Origin of the sequence: Acinetobacter thutiue (genome assembly GCF_030385805.1) — a bacterium.
In the GTDB taxonomy this organism is placed as follows: Bacteria; Pseudomonadota; Gammaproteobacteria; order Pseudomonadales; family Moraxellaceae; genus Acinetobacter; species Acinetobacter corruptisaponis.
In genome coordinates, this window is the sequence record NZ_JAUDZE010000003.1 from 23403 (window position 1) to 38911 (window position 15509).

The 15509-nt window shown below is 43.3% G+C and carries 11 protein-coding genes; 7 read left to right on the top strand and 4 right to left on the bottom strand.

What is annotated here, in order from left to right; translation table 11 throughout:
* The first annotated feature begins 110 nt into the window (after positions 1-110).
* The 3 genes from QTA56_RS08780 to QTA56_RS08790 all read left to right on the top strand — a co-directional run bounded on the left by QTA56_RS08780 (position 111) and on the right by QTA56_RS08790 (position 3267).
* Positions 111-971: a helix-turn-helix domain-containing protein gene (locus QTA56_RS08780; RefSeq protein ID WP_267980617.1), complete on the top strand. Its 861-nt coding sequence runs from the start codon at positions 111-113 to the stop codon at positions 969-971.
* Positions 972-1096: 125 nt separating this feature from the next.
* Positions 1097-2623, top strand: coding sequence for a fumarate hydratase (locus QTA56_RS08785; RefSeq protein ID WP_267980619.1), 1527 nt, complete (start codon positions 1097-1099; stop codon positions 2621-2623).
* A 101-nt stretch (positions 2624-2724) separates the two neighbouring features.
* Positions 2725-3267 (top strand): DUF2059 domain-containing protein, encoded by a 543-nt coding sequence (locus QTA56_RS08790; RefSeq protein WP_267980621.1) that lies wholly within the window; start codon positions 2725-2727, stop codon positions 3265-3267.
* An 18-nt stretch (positions 3268-3285) separates the two neighbouring features.
* Here QTA56_RS08790 and QTA56_RS08795 read toward each other — a convergent pair whose 3' ends face one another.
* The 4 genes from QTA56_RS08795 to tig form a co-directional block, all read right to left on the bottom strand.
* The gene (locus QTA56_RS08795) at positions 3286-4002 is read right to left on the bottom strand and encodes a DUF2846 domain-containing protein (protein WP_267980623.1); all 717 of its coding nucleotides are present in this window, start codon (positions 4000-4002) and stop codon (positions 3286-3288) included.
* 161 nt (positions 4003-4163) lie between these two features.
* A complete protein-coding gene (gene clpX, locus QTA56_RS08800) occupies positions 4164-5474 on the bottom strand; it encodes an ATP-dependent Clp protease ATP-binding subunit ClpX (protein WP_267980626.1) in 1311 nt (436 codons plus the stop codon).
* A gap of 41 nt (positions 5475-5515) precedes the next feature.
* The gene (gene clpP / locus QTA56_RS08805) at positions 5516-6121 is read right to left on the bottom strand and encodes an ATP-dependent Clp endopeptidase proteolytic subunit ClpP (protein WP_004678498.1); all 606 of its coding nucleotides are present in this window, start codon (positions 6119-6121) and stop codon (positions 5516-5518) included.
* A gap of 197 nt (positions 6122-6318) precedes the next feature.
* Positions 6319-7650 carry a trigger factor gene (tig, locus tag QTA56_RS08810; protein ID WP_267980627.1) on the bottom strand — a complete coding sequence of 444 codons (1332 nt, stop codon included), beginning with the start codon at positions 7648-7650 and terminating at the stop codon, positions 6319-6321.
* A 276-nt stretch (positions 7651-7926) separates the two neighbouring features.
* On the opposite strand from tig, the gene QTA56_RS08815 reads away from it, so the two are divergent.
* From QTA56_RS08815 to QTA56_RS08830, 4 genes are all read left to right on the top strand, one after another.
* The gene (locus QTA56_RS08815) at positions 7927-10323 is read left to right on the top strand and encodes a TonB-dependent receptor domain-containing protein (protein ID WP_267980628.1); all 2397 of its coding nucleotides are present in this window, start codon (positions 7927-7929) and stop codon (positions 10321-10323) included.
* 470 nt (positions 10324-10793) lie between these two features.
* Complete coding sequence (locus QTA56_RS08820; RefSeq protein WP_267980629.1) at positions 10794-13121, top strand: TonB-dependent receptor; 2328 nt, start codon at positions 10794-10796, stop codon at positions 13119-13121.
* 201 nt (positions 13122-13322) lie between these two features.
* Entirely contained in the window at positions 13323-14006 is a 684-nt protein-coding gene (locus tag QTA56_RS08825) for a Fe2+-dependent dioxygenase (RefSeq protein ID WP_267980630.1), read from the top strand.
* Entirely contained in the window at positions 14006-15109 is a 1104-nt protein-coding gene (locus tag QTA56_RS08830; protein ID WP_267980631.1) for an alpha-hydroxy acid oxidase, read from the top strand. Before QTA56_RS08825 ends, QTA56_RS08830 begins: the two co-directional genes overlap by 1 nt.
* Positions 15110-15509 lie beyond the last annotated feature (400 nt).

The window sequence follows — 15509 nt, forward strand, 5'->3', positions numbered from 1 at the left end:
TCTTGCGATGCCTGTCATCAACTTGCGATTTTTATTCATGCTTTTTGCTAGATGACAAGGTGATATGAAAGTCCTACACTAAATACTCTATTTGGCACTGCATATAGAAGATGAAATATCAGATTCTCGATCAATTACAGCAATATAAAGCGCAATTGCTCGACTCGGTAGAACTGGGTTCGGGTATGCAGCTCGCCATGTGGCAAAATAATCAAGATCGTGTCAGCGTGTGTAGCAATCACCATACCTTGAGTATGTATATTCAGGGCGGTTATGAAAGCTATCAAAAGACCGCACAAGGTTGGCACAATGGCGGTGGTCCTGATCGCATGTGCCTGATGCCACAGGACTTTGAATCAACTTGGGATCTACGTGATCCACTGACTTTTGTACATCTTTACTACACTGAACAACACTTACAACGGGTAGCTGAACAAGTCTGGGATCGCGAACCGAGTCAGATCACTTTAAACCCACAAATTTTTGTGGCTGATCCGCAAATTTCCATGATCTATCGTCATTTTTTACTGAATGGTACTTGGCAAAATCGTGAAAATCATTTGCAGATGAGCACCGCGACAACATTACTCTTAAATCATCTGATTAAAAATTATAGCCATACGCAGTGGCAAGTACCTAAAGTCAAAGGCGGTCTCTCGCCCTATGTGCTCAAACAACTAATAGAATGGATTGATCAACATTTACACCTGAGTTTGACCTTGTCAGATTTGGCGCAACAAACCCAGCTCAGCGAATATCATTTTGCGCATATGTTTAAACAATCCATGCGAATGCCACCACATCAATATGTCATGCAGCGCCGTCTTGAGTTGTCTCATCAGGCACTAGAGTTGACTACAGCAAATTTGACCGAAATTGCGGCACATTACGGTTTCAGTTCAAGCAGCCATTTTAGCCATCGCTTTAAAAAGCATTTTGGCTACTCCCCCTCCCAGATGAGAAAAAACTAGAAACCTCAACACTTCTCTTGCCAGTTTAGACCTTTAGCCAAATGTGCGCTAAAACTCCCACAATGATAACTTTTTGTCATATAATTTAGCCCGCCAGCTAATCGCCCGCTCAAGAGAAATTTGATATGACAACGATCATCAAACAAGATGACTTGATTACATCAATCAAGGATGCCCTGCAGTTTATTTCCTACTATCACCCACAGGACTTCATCCAAGCGATGAGCCGTGCTTATGATCGTGAAGAAAACAAAGCTGCAAAAGATGCAATTGCCCAAATCCTCATCAACTCACGTATGTGTGCTGAAGGTCACCGACCAATCTGTCAGGATACAGGGATTGTCAACGTTTTCCTTGAAGTTGGCCTAGATGTTAAATTTGATTTAAGCATGAGCCTGGATGATGCGGTCAACGAAGGTGTACGCCAAGGTTACCTAGAGAACTCAAACGTACTCCGTGCTTCTGTGTTGGCTGATCCAGCTTTTGGTCGTAAGAATACTAAAGACAATACTCCTGCCGTGATTCACTACAAGCTCGTGCCAGGGAATAAAGTCGATATTACCGTTGCAGCAAAAGGTGGTGGTTCAGAAAATAAATCCAAGCTTGCAATGTTGAACCCATCTGATTCGATTGTGGACTGGGTACTTAAAACTGTTCCAACCATGGGTGCAGGCTGGTGTCCACCAGGTATGCTCGGTATTGGTATCGGTGGTACTGCTGAAAAAGCCATGATGCTTGCCAAAGAAGCACTCATGGAAGAAATCAACATGGACGAATTACTTCGTCGTGGCCCACAAAGCAAAATGGAAGAACTCCGTATCGAGATCTTCGAGAAAGTGAATGCATTAGGTATTGGCGCACAAGGTCTTGGTGGTTTAACCACAGTACTTGATATTAAAATCAAGGATTACCCATGTCATGCGGCAGGCAAACCAGTCGGTATGATTCCGAACTGTGCGGCCACTCGTCATGCTCACTTCCAGTTAGATGGTACTGGTGTTGCACATATTCAAGCACCAAAACTTGAAGACTACCCTGCTGTAACGTGGGATTCATCTCAATCGAAGCGTGTCAACCTTGATACCATTACTCAGGAAGAAATGAATTCCTGGAAACCAGGTGACACCTTACTTCTCAATGGCACCATTTATACAGGTCGTGATGCTGCGCACAAGCGCATGGTCGATATGCTGAATAACGGCGAAGAACTGCCAGTTGACCTCAAAGGTAAATTTATTTACTACGTGGGTCCAGTTGATCCAGTCGGCGATGAAGTGGTTGGTCCTGCTGGCCCAACAACTGCAACCCGTATGGACAAGTTTACCCGTCAGGTTCTGGAAGCTACAGGCTTATTTGGTATGATTGGTAAAGCGGATCGTGGCCCTGCTGCGGTTGAGGCAATCAAGGAAAACAAGGCAACTTACCTGATGGCCGTTGGTGGTGCCGCTTACCTCGTGTCTAAAGCAGTTCGTGAAGCTGAAGTGGTTGCATTTGCAGACTTGGGTATGGAAGCTATCTACAAGTTTGTGGTTGAAGATATGCCTGTATCTGTTGCCGTTGATGTCAATGGCACCTCAATCCATGCCATTGCACCAAAAATCTGGCAAGCGAAGATTGGCAAGATTCCAGTGGTTGATGCCGCTGCATCATAATATTTATACAATTCAGGTAGCCGAATCATCGTATTCGGCTATTTTTTTGCCCAGTGCTTCTGTTAGATTATAAAAAACAAAACAACAATAAGGACAAAGACATGAATAGAAATATATCGAGGGTGATGGTCGGTTTATCCCTGATCAGTGCCATGCAAAGTGTCTTTGCCACACCAGCACGAACCCAGTCTGTAAAAGAGCTGATCAAACTGAGTGAGTTTGAAAATATCCTATATACCTCTTTGGATGAAATGCAGCCGACATTGGATTCAGAAGCTGAAAACATCCTGCTAAGGGTATTAAACAAGGATAAATTAACCACTACACAGGAACAATTGGCTGTACTCGAACTCAGCCAATTGTTGAAAGACACCAGTTCAAAAGTGTTTGCCCGACCCGAAACCTTACAGGCCATAGAAAAAATTTATGCCGAGACATTAAGTGAGGAAGAGGTGCAGGCTTATTTAACATTCCTAAAAACGCCTGAGGGTAGATCCATTAATCAAAAAACATTGAAAATCAGCACCAATGTTTTTCAGTATATGAATCATTTGAGCCAGCAAAGCCTGAATGATCCAGAGCAAAGCTCACAGCTAAAGGAACAGTTCCTAACCATCATCAAACCACTGGTTCAACCTGATTAGTCCCTGTTCTGTATCAGTTTACCAGGTTAAAGGATTCCAGATTTTAAATGGCTTGACCAAAAGTACTTCAGACTTTTCATCATATTTAATAGGCTTGAGTTCCTGAGGCTTGGAACGAACCTCTCCCGATTCATTCTGTGCAACGAAGTTATAGCTCGAAGATTTTAGGCGGGTAAACGCAATTTCCTGACGGGCAACCTTGTCAGGCATCACCATCCAGGGGCCCGTATGTTCACTGCGGGAAATCTTGTTTTCCTCATCATATTTGATGAAATAGGTCTGCGCGGCATCCACTGTCAGGTCCAGATATTTTGGTTTCTGGAAATGTAATCCTGCCAAGGGACGGCTTGCACTTAAACGATAGGTTCCCGCAGGGAGTTCAACCCAGTAATAATGATTATGTAACAGACTTGGAATACGATGACCATTGATAAACAGGTTGACCGCCGCAATTTCCTGACGGTTCCAGCGCGAATCTGGTCGATACAGATACACAATGGCCGCCTGTTCATTTTGCGGTTTAACTGGTGTGAAGTATTGACCCAACTTTTGATTGACCCAACCACCTACAGTGAAGCCACCCACATGGTATTGATCAAACAGGCCTGGTTCTTTTTCAGTATCCACTGGTGGTAGCGTTGCAGTCAGTGCTGCTGGTTTTTCCTCAACGGCTTTGTGGCTTTGACAGCCAGCCAATACCCCAGCACAACATAATGACAATATTAAATAACGCATGACATCCCTCAAGGCGTTTTCTTGGATTTATTGTTAACAGCGCAAAACTATGCGGATTTTCCAATTTTTAAGATTAACACCTCACCGACCAATTGCAAATAAAAAAAGCATGAAAAGCTAAACCTTTCATGCTTTTTTAGATGAGTGATAAACCGTTGCCGTTAGGCCGATTTGGAATCAATCACTTTCAAGTCTTTTTTTTCCACCAGTTCAGGCGTGGTCACCTGGGGCAGACGCTCAGCTTTATAGGTTGGTTTTGCGGTGCCATTAATCACCGCCTCATCCACAACCACTGTACCAACATCTGTACGGCTTGGTAAATCGTACATGGTTTCAAGCAAAACATTTTCCAGAATTGAACGTAGACCGCGTGCACCCGTATTGCGTTCCAGCGCTTTCTTCGCCACCGCACGCAATGCAGACTCATCAAACACCAAATCCACATCTTCCATTGTGAACAGGTATTGATATTGGCGTGTCAATGCATTCTTCGGTTCTGTCAGAATCTGCATCAGCGCTTCTTCATCCAGTTCCTCCAAAGTGGCAATCACAGGCAAACGACCAATGAACTCAGGAATCAAGCCAAACTTGACCAGATCAGTTGCCTCAACCTGACGGAACAACTCAGAGATTTTCTTACGATCATCCTTGTTCTTCACATCAGCGGTAAAGCCGATCCCGCCCTTTTCCTGACGCTGCTGGACAATTTTTTCCAGACCAGAGAATGCACCGCCACAAATAAACAGGATATTTGAGGTGTCAATCTGAATAAATTCCTGTTGAGGATGTTTACGTCCACCTTGAGGTGGAATTGAGGCAACAGTGCCCTCAATCATTTTCAACAGTGCCTGTTGCACACCCTCACCTGAAACATCACGGGTAATGGATGGATTCTCAGACTTACGGGTGATCTTGTCGATCTCATCAATATAGATAATGCCTTTCTGGGCTTTCTCTACATCATAGTCCGCTTTCTGCAATAGCTTCTGCACGATGTTTTCAACATCTTCACCCACATAACCTGCTTCCGTGAGTGTAGTCGCATCTGCCATGGCAAATGGAACATCCAGCAAGCGGGCAAGTGTTTGCGCCAGCAAGGTCTTACCTGATCCTGTTGGACCAATCAGTAGAATGTTACTTTTTGCGATTTCAACATCCTGATGTGTGTGGTGGGACTGCCCAACCTTCAACCGTTTGTAGTGGTTATACACAGCAACAGACAGGGTTTTTTTCGCAATATCCTGTCCAATGACATACTGGTCAAGGGCAGCACGTATTTCATGTGGCTTAGGCAATGCCTTGCTTGCCCAATCCCCCGCTTCAACCTGTTGGCTGGTTTGTACCAAGTCCAAGCAGACATCCACACACTCATTACAAATATATGCGTCCTCACCTGCAATCAATTTTCCAACTTCAGATTGCGTCTTACCACAAAATGAACAATGTTTTTGTCCTTGAGGATGTTCGGACATATTTACTCCACAACTTAAATCTTAAACCTAGTTTTTAAAAATCAAGGACGCTTGCTCAGCACCTGATCAACCAAACCATATTCTTTTGCTGCCTGTGCAGTCATAAAGTTGTCACGGTCTGTGTCGCGTGCGACAGTTTCATAGTTCTGACCACTATGCTCAGCCATCAAACGGTTTAAACGCTCTTTGATAAAGAGAATCTCACGCGCGTGAATTTCAATGTCAGAAGCCTGACCACGGAAACCACCCAACGGCTGGTGAATCATGACACGGGCATTTTCAAGACAGTAACGCTTGCCCTTGGCACCCGCATTCAACAGGAATGCACCCATCGATGCCGCCTGCCCCATACAGTAGGTCACCACATCTGGCTTGATGAACTGCATGGTGTCATAAATCGCCATACCAGCAGTCACTGAACCGCCTGGTGAGTTAATATAAAGATGGATATCTTTCTCTGGATTCTCAGCTTCCAGAAACAACATCTGCGCAACGATTAAATTGGCCATGTTGTCTTCAACTTCACCTGTTAAAAAAATCACACGCTCACGTAACAGGCGTGAATAAATATCAAAAGAACGCTCACCACGAGAGGATTGTTCAACGACAACAGGAACTAAAGCATTTTCAATTGTTGGAACATACATAAGTTTATTTATTCCTAAATTATTCTGACTCGATCTATGCCAACAATATGAGGGATAATCGATGAAATTGCAAAAGGTTCAACCTGAAATATTCGATTATTTATGGCAAAACCGAGTCATTTTTCGACAAATTAACACTTTCATAACACGCATAAAAAAAGGCGCATCAAGCGCCTTTCTTCTAAACTTTTAAAAGATTAGCCACGGCGTGCCTGTTGCTCTTTTAACAAGTCTTCATAGCTTACATTTACATCACTTACTTTAGCAGAAGCCAGGATGTGGTCAACAACCTGATCTTCCAGCACAACAGCTTCAATTTGAGCGCGTTGCTGCTTGTCATTTTTGAAGTATTCAACCACTTCTGTTGGGTCTTCATAAGAAGAAGCCATATCATCGATATAAGCATCAACACGTGCCTGGTCAACTTCAAGTTTAGCGTCAGCCAATACTTTGCTCACCAACACACCAAGTTTCACTGATTTTTCAGCTTGCTCCTTGAACAATTCATCTGGAAGCATGCTGCTGTCAAATGCGCCTGCGCCCTGACCACCAAATTGTTGAGTGAACTGCTGGATCATTTGTTGACGTTGACGGTCAATTTCCTGGGCAACCATAGAAGCTGGAACTTCGATTTCGTTTGCAGCAACAAGTGCATCAAACGCAGCTTGTTTAACCTGGTTACGCAGACCGTTGCGAACTTCACGTTCCATGTTCTTACGAACATCAGCCTTTAACTTGTCCAGACCTTCTTCTTCAGTCAAGCCAAAGATTTTTAGGAATTCAGCATCGATTTCTGGAAGTTTCTGTTTTTCAACAAGCTTCACAGTGATCTTGAACTGAGCAGCTTTACCCGCCAGGTTTTCAGCCTGATAGTCTTCAGGGAAAGTCACATCAATGATTTTCTCTTCGCCTTTCTTCATGCCAACGATACCGTCTTCAAAACCAGGGATCATGCGACCTGAACCAAGAACCAGTTTAAAGTCTTCAGCAGAACCGCCCTCGAACTTCTCACCATCAACAGTACCTTCGAAGTCGAAAGTCACCTGCATGTCTTTCTTCGCCATACCCTTGGTTTCAGCCCAGGAAGCGCGTTGCTTTTGCAGGTTCTCAATCATGGTATCAACGTCTTTGTCGTTGATTTCTGAAGCCTTGCGTTCAACTTCCAAATCGGCAAAAGTTTTCACTTCCACTTCTGGATAAACTTCAACAGTTGCTTCATACACTAAAGCGTCATCTTTGTTTTCAACTTTCTCAATGTTCGGCATACCTACCGCATTGATTTTTTCTTGTTGAATTGCTTCGAACACAGTGTCGCGAATGATGTCATTCACCACTTCCTGATAAATGCCCGCACCATATTCACGGCGAACAACGTTTAAAGGCACCTTACCTGGACGGAAGCCGTTGATCTTCACAGTTTTGGCAGTGCGTTTTAAGCGAGCTTCAAATTGCTCGTTAACACGGCTCGTCGGTACAGAAACATTTAAACGACGGGCAACGCCCGAAACCGCTTCAGTCGTTACTTGCATGGCTTCCTCGATATTTAGTTAGTAGTAACAGTTTTTAAAAGTGCCACATTATATGACAACTTTGCAGATATACAAAACACATGATGAAAAAGCAACTCGCTTTCTTTGATTTTCGTCCATTTCAATACAAATTAATTCAAAAAATAGTTTTCTTAAAACAACCTTAAATAAATGTTAATTTTTGTTGTAAATGATAAAACATATCATTACCATTATGAGTGTCAGTTGTTTTAAATTTTTTTGTTTTGATTTTTCTCCACTTTTGGACTGTTTATCATGCGTAAATTCAATCTGCACCCTTTAACGGCAGCCTTTATTGGTCTCGCCTCCAGTTCACTTTATGCAGCCGAAACGGAAGCTACCCACCAGCTTTCCACTATTGTTGTGACAGCATCAGGTTTCGAGCAAAAAATTACAGACGCACCAGCAAGTATTTCGGTCATCACCAAAGAAGAGCTGGAAAAAAAGCCATATATGACCCTGCTGGACGCGGTTCGTGACCTTGAGGGGGTTGATATTGGTGAAACCCGTGACAAAACGGGACAAGGGACAATTTCCATGCGTGGAATGGGGGCCGACTACACCCTGATCCTGGTGGATGGTAAACGTCAGAACAATCACGGCGACATTTATCCAAACAACTTTGGCGGCAACCAGTTCAACCATATTCCACCACTGGATGCGATTGAACGTATTGAAGTGATTCGCGGTCCCGCATCAACACTTTATGGTGCAGACGCAATGGGTGGTGTGATCAACATCATCACCAAAAAAGTCACTGACAAATGGCAGGGATCGCTATCACACAGCCGCACTTATCAGACAGATGACAATTTCGGTGATGACATCACCACTGACTTTAATGTGATGGGACCTTTGATTGCCAATCAATTAGGTCTGACTTTGCGTGGTAGTTTTTATAACCGCATGGCATCCAATCCCACTTATACCCCTGTAACCTATCCGAATGGTGAAACACGTATCCGTGCACTTGGGTTCGGTAGTGGCGGTAAAACTGTTGATAATGAAAATTTATCATTAGGTGCAAAACTTTCATGGACACCAACAGAGAACCAAAGCATCTCGTTTGAGATGGACACATCAAAGCAGGAATATGACAATGCGCCTCGCCTGAATGATTCAGGCACACAGGAATATCCTGTCGGTACAGTGGACAACATCGGTTCAGTCTGGTCAGCAGCTAACTTCTGTAAGGGTGCAACGGGCAATAACCAGAATGCCTGTACAGGCAATGGCGGAACCTGGGAACGCCGTGCCAATCCACAGGTCGGCTATGCGGCAGACCAGAAGTTCACCCGTGACACCTGGTCCCTCACCCATGAGGGTGACTGGAACATCGGGAAGAGTTTTGTTTCCCTTGCTTATGTTGAGACCAATAATGATGGCCGTACCCTGCCATTTACCGTGGCTGAACGTACACAGCTATTGGCCATGATTGATGGAACGGGTGCTTATGCTGGAATGAGCGAGGCCGATCGCAAGAAACTGGCTGAGTCCACTTTCCTGCCCCGCAACAAGCGTGTGATGGAAAGTAACCAATACACCTTAGACGCCAAACTGGATATGCCATTTGACTTTTATGGTTCCCATAACACGATTGTGGGAACACAAATCGTTCGTGGTGAATTAAAAGATGGCGTGTTTGGTATGGAAAAAGGTACGCCAGGTGAAGTGCAGGAACACAATATGTGGTCATTGTTTGCCGAAGACACCTACCGCCTTATTGATCCTTTAGCCATCACCGCTGGCCTGCGTTACGACAACCACGAGATTTTTGGTAGCCAGGCCAGCCCTCGCCTCTATGGTGTTTATACCTTAAATGACCAACTCACCTTTAAGGGTGGAATCAGTACAGGCTATAAAACCCCAAAAACCTCTGACCTGTATGACGGTATCACGGGCTTTGGTGGTCAGGGTACCTCGCCATTTTTTGGCAATCCAGACTTAAAGGCTGAAACCAGCCAGAGTTCTGAATTGGCGGTTTACTGGCAACATCCAGCAGGCCACAACCTGAACGCCACCATTTTCCACAATAAGTTTGATGACAAGATTTCATCACAGCCTTGTGGTGGTGTAACAGGGCTTGCGTGTTCCACTTCAGGTGAATACGCCGATTTGGGCTACAATGCATCCAGCAGAACGGTCAACATTGATGAAGTGGTAATCCAGGGTCTTGAACTCGCGGGCCGCTATGAAATTCTGGACAACCTGTCTTTCCGTGCCAACTACACCTATACCGACAGTGAACAGAAAAGTGGTGCCAATAAGGGACGTCCTTTAGGCAACACTGCAAAACATATGGCAAACGCAACAATTGACTGGGCTGCCACCAATAATTTCAGCCTATTCCTAACCACAGAAGCCCGTTCTGACCGTTACCGCTCTTGGGATGCTGTCAACAACAAGCCTTTATATTTCAAAAACTATGAGGTTTTCCATTTAGGCGCATCATATAAAGCCAGTGATACAGTGACATTCAATGGTCGAGTCAACAACCTGTTTGACCGTGACTTTACCACTTATGACCTCAGCTTTACCGAATGTACCAGCGGCAGCACCTGTGTGGGTGGTTTCCAGCCAAGCTATCTAGATCATTACAACAACAAGGATAAGGCACGTAACTACTGGTTAAGTGTCAATGTGAAATTCTAAGTATCCTTAATTCACAAAGCGCTGCCTGAGGGTGGCGTTTTTTATTTATATGGGTTCAAATTGTTTTCCTCATGAGAAGTTTAACAATCTAGCCAGCATGCTACATCGGCATAGCCCAGCTAATTTAAAGGAACTTGATATCTTCAATATTTCTTTAAATTACTTACATAATTATTTGATTTTCATAATAATAAAGGATTTTTATTTTTACCTATCATTTTTTTCGTTTTTTTATAGAATTTGTATCGTTAATATCAATTTAATATAAAAAAATATACAAATCAATTTGTTAAATATATACCAACTTTTCCACGATAAATAAAAGCATTGATGGTGATAATAATTATCATTAGACTTCGCACAGATTGTTACATTGATTAACAATTTATCCACTTTTACTACAGTTTTGTAAAAGTTTTCTCAGGTTGAAAGTTCTGTCATTCGCCACTTCAATTTCAAGGGTTCTCTCAATGGCAAAGATCAAAAGTCGTAAACATCTTGGTACTACACAGTTAGTTGCACTTGCGGCAACCTTACCTTTGGCTGCACATGCTGCACCCGCAGAGGACAATGTTGCAAAACTTCCAACAATTGAAGTGAATGCAGAGAACAACTATAAGGCTGAATCCACTTCAACCAAAAGAACCGAATCACTTCTAAATACCGCAAAAACAACGCAAATCATTACTGCACAATCGTTGAAAGAACAAAACTTACTGTCTTTGCAGGATGCCTTGGCAACCACTCCTGGTATTAGCTTTGGTGCGGGTGAAGGTGGAGGCGGTTATGGAGATAAAATCAATCTACGTGGTTATGATGCCCAATCCAACATCACCATTGATGGTTTACGTGATGCTGCCGTTCAGACACGTTCAGATTTATTCAACTATGAAGCTGTGGAAATCACTAAAGGCGCCAACTCATCAGAAAGTGGTGTTGGACAGGTCAGTGGTGGTATCAACCTTGCTTCCAAGGCACCAAAAAATCGTGACTTTAATGAAGTGACCCTTGGTAAAGGCAGCGATGACTACACACGTATCACAGGAGACTTCAATAAAGTCCTTAGTGATGATGTTGCGGTACGTTTAAATGTGATGAACCATCAGGACACTTATGTTGGTCGTCCAGAAGAACGTAAACGCTGGGGATATGCCCCATCTATTACAGTAGGTATCAATGATACTACCCAGGCAACCTTATCTTACTTCCATCAGGAAGATGATAATGACCCACTATATGGCGTACCTTACTACAATGGTAAAGCCGTACCTGGTATCTCCACAGCAAACAACTATGGCTACCGTAATCTAGACAACCAAACGTCAGATACCGACATTACCACGTTAAAGGTAACTAGCGCTATTAGCGATATGTTTACCTTGAACTCAATCACCCGCTTTAGTGATATTACTCAGGACATGGTGGTTACCGCTCCACAGGGTACATATTGCCTGGCTAACGGTTTGTCACCAACTGGTTTTACTAATGACAACCAAACAGGTTATACAGATGCAAACTGTGGTAAAAAAGGCATTATTGGACAATACATTCCAAGCGGACCTCGTGGCTATCACCGTGAAACCAATACAAAACAGTTTTCCAATGATACCAACCTGATCAGCAAATTTAAGACGGGCATTCTTGAACATGCATTGGTAACGGGTGTGTCGTACAGCACTGAAGATTACGCTTTAAATGTTGGTGGCTATCTATATAACAGCAACGGCACGCCTTTAGCTAAGCCGAATATGGATGTTTATCATCCTGACAATTACTGGCATGGTGAAACCAACTACTTTGCCAACAGCACAGGTCTAGGCAAGCTTGATATTTATTCTGCTTATCTATTTGACACAATCAAGTTGGGTTCACAATTCCTTGTGAATGCTGGTGTACGCTTTGATCGTACCGAGGGTCAGTATGCAACCACATCAAGAGACAGCGTAACTGCTGATGATGTTAAAAAAGATCCTACTCTGGTTCAAGGTACACTGAAAAACACTTGGACAACCAACCCAGCTACCTCACAGGATAATAATCTCGTTTCATATAATCTGGGCCTTACTTATAAGCCTACGGAAAGTACAAGTTTATATGCAACGTATGCCAATGCCCAAAAACCAACGCAGAACTCTGCCAATGCTGGCTGTACAACAGGTACAACCTGTGACACCAAACCAGAAGAAGCTGTAAACTATGAGTTAGGTGCAAAATGGCAAATGAACCCGAACTTCCTGATCAACGCGGCTGTGTTCCGCAATGAGCAAAATAAAGTTCGTGTTGCAAGCGCAATTGCTGGCATGAATAATGTTCTTGATGGTAAAAACCATGTAGACGGCGTAGAAATCGGCGCGGCTGGCAACATCACACCACAATGGGGAATTTCTGCAAGCTTGGCTTATATGAAAGGTGAGTACGACCAGACCATTGCAAGCGCGGCAACGGCAACAGACTTTGCCAAAGGTGCAAAAATGACGAATGTGCCAGAATTATCTGGTGGCCTCTGGACAACTTATCAATTCAATGACCAGTGGCAGGTTGGTTATGGCTTGACATATCAGGGTAAAATGTATTTATCAAGTGTAAGTGCAACAACCAACCTGATTCCTCAAGTACAATCAGAGGACTATCTGATCCATAATGCTTCTATAACCTATAGTTATAACAAAGACCTTAGCTTCCAGTTGATTGGTAAAAACTTAAGCGACAAGGAATACTATGCTCGTATCCGTAACAACGGTTGGGCTACTCCAGGTGAAGGTCGTCAAGGCGTATTCAATGTTAACTACAAATTCTAATTTGAGTTAAGCATTACCCAAAAACCCTAATTTCATATTAGGGTTTTTTTATTTGCCTTAAATCTACTGATTTTTATTATTTTTAGGAACCCCAACCTCTCCTCATCATTGAATGACAATATCATTTTTAAAAAGCCAGAAACATGAGTAGAATGATTTTTATTCCCATCTAACTCACCTGACATAGAAAAGGTTATCACAATGTTACTACATGTCCCCAATGTTTTGAGTAAGGACCAAGTTCAATCTATTCGTCAGGCAATACAACAAGACAACCAATGGGTCTCTGGGAAAAAAACTGCGGGTAGTCAGGCCATTAAAATTAAAAATAATTTACAGATCGACATTGAAAGCGAGCTATATCAGCAACTCAGCCAGTTCGTGATACAAAATATTAAGAAAAGCTTACTGGTTCAGTCGTTTGCCCTACCCAATGAAATACTTTTACCAATGTTTAACTGCTATCAGGATTCGGGGAACTATGGCAACCATGTCGACAACGCCATTCTTTATATGAATGAAAAAGGCAAAAATGTCAGAACCGATGTCTCAATGACAATCTTTTTATCAGAACCAGACGAATATGAGGGTGGTGAGCTGATTATTGAGGACACCTATGGTGCACATGAAGTTAAACTCGATGCAGGTGATGCAATTTTGTATCCAGCAACCAGTTTACACAGAGTAGAACCTGTGACTAAAGGCAGCCGTATTGCTGCTTTTACCTGGATTCAAAGTATGGTCAAAGATGACTGGCAACGAACCATGTTGTTTAATTTGGACATGACCATTTTAAAACTGCGCCAGCAATTAGGAGACACTGAAGAGACCGTGGCACTCACCAGTCATTACCATAATCTTCTAAGACAGTGGGGTGATTTGTAATGTCACAGCGTGTCCCTCTCCCACCTTTAAATGCGATTCCTGCACATCTTCAAACCGTGCTGGATTATCAGCAACAGGCACCACAACACCTGACCGAGGAAGTTTGGTCATACCTGAATGGCGGTGCGATGCATGAAATCAGTGTGCAACAAAATATGCTGCAATTTCAGGATATTCAGTTAGTACCACGTCATTTAAACGATTTAACGCAAGGGCATACACAGATCAATTTATTTGGCTGTGATTATCCACATCCCATTTTTCTTGCACCGATTGGTCATCAGGCTTTATTCCATCCACAGGCGGAAAAGGCTTCTGCCCTCGCGGCACAGGTCATGCACAGCAATATTGTGCTGAGCACCTTTAGCAATACCCATATGGGCGAGACCAATCCTGAACATCCCTATAAATGGTTTCAACTGTATTGGCAGGGTTCACGTGAAAAGTCCCTGCCCCTGATTCAGCAGGCTGAACAGTATGGTTATCGTGCCCTGGTGATTACAGTTGATGCCCCGCATGTCGGAATACGCGATCGGGAACGGAAAATTGGCTTTCAGTTACCTGAAGACATGGTTCATCCACATACGCCAACCCACCTTGATTTTCCCAATGTATCCCCCTCTGAGCATCCGTTATTTCAGGGTCTGATGCAGGTTGCACCGAAATGGTCAGACATTGCATGGGTGATTGAAAACACAAAACTCCCTGTGATTCTTAAAGGTATTCTCCACCCAGCCGATGCACAAAAGGCACTGGATTATGGCGTATCAGGCATTATTGTTTCCAATCATGGCGGACGTATTCTTGATACCAGCATTTCACCCCTGACTGCGTTACAGAAAATTCGGGCCGTTGTCCCAGCCAATTATCCAGTCTTACTGGATGGTGGGATTCGTCGTGGAACGGATATTTTCAAGGCGATTGCCTTGGGTGCAAATGCAGTGCTGGTGGGCCGCCCCTATATTTATGGCTTGGCAGTTGCGGGGGCTTTGGGTGCCGCCCATGTCATACGCATCTTAAAGGAAGAGTTTGAAATCACCATGGCGCTGATGGGAACGGCAACCATAAACGAGATTAATCAGGATTATATTTACCAAGATTGATTCATATTTTGGAAAATATTTTCTAGTTTTCGCTATATGATGCAAAAAATAGGGAAATATTTTTTATCCATACACATTAAAATAGCAGCATAGACCTTTTGCCAAGGCTTGCATTTTCACCTAGACTGATTCTTGTCAGGTGATTAATATAGCTGCAAAACCGAATAACTCATTCTGTGAATGGTAGATGATGAAAACAAGTGATGACTTTATCCATCCGTCTTATATAAAAAACCTCGCTGCCCTGCTGATGCTGCGCCTCGCGCGCGTATAAATTTTTCTGCCTGGTTTCAGGTACTTAAAACATATTCTCTTTAAATTAATTGTTATAGACACCATATATATTTGTAGCATGTTGCATTTATTTTGAAGCGGCAACCCATGCTACAACAAGGAGTTA